3 protein-coding genes are annotated in these 3,066 nt (G+C 33.3%); 1 reads left to right on the top strand and 2 read right to left on the bottom strand.

From position 1 onward, the window contains the following. Nucleotides 1–64 precede the first annotated feature (64 nt). Nucleotides 65–274, bottom strand: coding sequence for a hypothetical protein (locus AB1422_18430; protein MEW6621277.1), 210 nt, complete (start codon nucleotides 272–274; stop codon nucleotides 65–67). 40 nt (nucleotides 275–314) lie between these two features. Then, nucleotides 315–1,931: a sensor domain-containing diguanylate cyclase gene (locus AB1422_18425; GenBank protein MEW6621276.1), complete on the bottom strand. Its 1,617-nt coding sequence runs from the start codon at nucleotides 1,929–1,931 to the stop codon at nucleotides 315–317. Between the two features lie 105 nt (nucleotides 1,932–2,036). On the opposite strand from AB1422_18425, the gene AB1422_18420 reads away from it, so the two are divergent. Beyond that, a partial coding sequence (locus AB1422_18420; protein MEW6621275.1) for a tetratricopeptide repeat protein occupies nucleotides 2,037–3,066 on the top strand: 1,030 nt, incomplete at its 3' end.

The raw sequence follows: 3,066 nt of genomic DNA, 5'->3' as shown, positions 1-3,066 counted from the left end.
TTGGAATTTGGAATTTATTTGGAATTTGGTGCTTGGAATTTGGAATTTCTATCTAATCTGTCCACTAAAAGATGTGGGTAATGATTAGGCCAGGGGGGACATCAATTGAGTAGCGACAGAGCACTAGCATAAAGGTTGAAATAGTGTAAGAAAAGGAGATATGGGGATTATGAAGATAAGGAGATAAATTCATTCTAAAATTTTGGAAATTACAATGAATAATCTCCATATCTTTCTTTATCTCCTTATCCCCTTTTTTACACCAAATCTGCATAGATTTCACTATTAGCGTTATTTTCAGACACCACCGAAAATTACATTATTTTACCATATTCCACGACTTTGTTTCTTCCAGTGTTTTTCGCCTCATAAAGTGCCGTATCCGCACATTTAATCAACTCTTTCTGCTCAAGGGCATCAGCAGGAAATACGGCAATACCAATACTTATGGTTACAGGTAAAGTAGTTTTAAGTCGATACGCATCTTCTTCGGTCAATAAACCTTTTTCTATTTCGTGTCTTATTCGTTCTCCTAACAAAAAGGTATTTCCCAGCGAGATATCAGTTGCAATAATCACAAATTCTTCTCCACCGTAGCGAGCAATAATATCTGTCTGCCGAATATGGTAGTTTAAGAGCATCGCCAACCTGGATAACAATATATCTCCCTCCTGATGTCCATAAGTATCATTAAAGTTTTTAAAGTGGTCAATATCTATCATTAATAAAGATAAGGAACTTTTAATCCTTTTACACCGTTCTATTTCTCTTTTTAAACTTTCTTGAAAATAGCGGTAGTTATAGAGTCCGGTTAGACCATCAGTGATGGCTAATTTTCTAATTTCATCATGCAACTGGGCATTATTTATGGATAGAGCGGCTCGAGTAGCAATCAGAGTTAAAAATTTTACCTCATCTTCTTTAAATTCCATTACTTTAGAATAAACACAAGTAAAAACACCAATCGGTTTTTCATTGACAATTAAAGGAACTGAGAGCAAAGAAGATATTCCCTCTTTTGAAGTAAAGAGATGGTCCTTCGAGCCTATCTTAGATAAATCACCAATGCTTACAGGCTGGCCGGTTTTAATTACTTGACCTAATATACTCTCTTCTATCTTTATTTTATTCACATCAGAAATCTTTGATAATAAGTTACCTTTTTTTGCCTTGAATTCTAACTCCTGTTTGTTCTCATCAACCAAACTAATGAGGATTAAATCTGATTTCAAAAATTCATTTGTAACATCAATAATACTATTTAACTCATCCTCTAAATTCAAACTACTGCCTATTTTTAAAGAAAGTTTATAGATTTCATTTAACATTTGATTCTTTTTGTCAATCTCTTTTAAATTCCCTTTTAATCTTTGAAGGAGTTTTTGAAGTTTTTCCTTTTCTAATTCCAATTCTTCACTTTGAATTTTAATTTCCTGAGTGAGATAAACAGTAACTCCTGCAATAGCAAACAGAAGTGGAATTCTACTCAAAAGAGTAGATAAAAGCACACGGAGTGAAGGTTCAGTTAGAATTCCATTCAAAATATATAATAGACTTATACAGATAGTTATCAAAAAACATTTTAATGGGTTATAATAAGTTGCCGCAAACATAATCACCGCAAAATAAAGCAGGAAGAAATTACTTTGTAGCCCCCCAGTTAAATAAATAATCCCGCTAATAAAGATTATATCCAGTGTGCTCTCAGCATAACAGATTCGATAGCCTTTACCTTCTTGCCATTGTTGTTGCCAGGGAATGAATCTAACTAATAGATTATAAATACCAGCTAAAATAAGCAAAAAGTAAATTTGAGTATAATCTACTCCTGCTTCAGGGAAGAGTTTAATGACTAATAAGACCAACAAAATTATTAACCATCTGGTCTTATTAGCAATCTTTATCATTCGTTGAGGAAAGGTTAAATACATTTTTTCACCTCCAGAGAATTCTATCATATCCAATGTTAAATGTCAAGAAGAAAATGCTTGACATTCTTTCTATATCAAGGTATAATATCAAAAGGAGAATTGTCAGTGAGAATAAAGGTATGTTTGTTAATTACCATTATTTTGGTTCTTATTACGGAAACTGGAGTATGTAAGGAAACTTTTATTTTCTGGTATAATAAGGGAGTAGATTTATATCAAAGCGGGAAATACAAAGAAGCACTTGATTGTTTTGATGAAACGATTAAGTTAAATCCAGAGGATGGAGATACATGGTATAATAAAGCTGTAACATTGGATAACTTAAAGGAATATGAATCTGCAATAAAATGCTATGATTTTGCCATAAAATACTTTGAGCCAAAATCCGTTTATGCCTGCTACAATAAAGGAATAGACCTGTATAATTTAGGGAAATACGAAGATGCCCTTATTTGTTATGAGGGTACTCTTGGTTTATATCCTGCTGATGCCGCCGCCTGGTTTAACAAAGGGGTAGTTTTATATAAACTGGGAAGATACAATGAGGCTCTTTCATCTTTTGATAAGGTTATTGAATTAAATTCTCAAGACTCAGCCGCATGGTTTAACAAGGCAATGATACTGGAAAAACTTGAGAAATATAAAGAAGCAAATTTGTGTTATGATGAGGTGCTAAACTTAAATCCTGATGACCAGAATGCCTGGCTTAATAAAGCAAATGTCTTATATAAACTTGGGGAATATAAAGGTGCAGTTGTTTATTATGATGCTGTTTTAAGATTAGACCATAATTCTCCCCAGATATGGTTTAATAAAGGATTGGCTCTGGCAATGCTTGGAAGCTACAAAGAATCCATCAGTTGCTATGATGAGGCGATTAAGTTAAATCCAGCAGATTATCAATTATGGTTTAATAAAGGAATAGATTTATGCAAATCAGAAGAATATCAGGAGGCAACAGCCTGTTTCGCGGAAGCCACTAAATTGAATCCTAAAGATATAAATAGCTATTATAACCAGGGGGTAGCATTGTGTAAATTGAGAAGATACAATGAGGCAGTAGAATGTTTTGATAAAGCGATAAATCTCAATCCTGCTTTTCAACAAGCCTGGTATAACAAAGCAATCGCTCTAC

The organism is bacterium (assembly GCA_040757115.1).
Taxonomy (GTDB): Bacteria; UBA9089; CG2-30-40-21; order CG2-30-40-21; family SBAY01; genus JBFLXS01.
The sequence above is the reverse complement of the archived record's forward strand: the minus strand, read 5'-3'. Positions and strand labels throughout refer to the sequence as shown.

Coding starts and splice junctions, on each gene's coding strand:
- AB1422_18425 (MEW6621276.1), bottom strand. CDS start 1,931: ATGTATTTAACCTTTCCTCAACGAATGATAAAGATTGCTAATAAGACC.
- AB1422_18430 (MEW6621277.1), bottom strand. CDS start 274: ATGCAGATTTGGTGTAAAAAAGGGGATAAGGAGATAAAGAAAGATATG.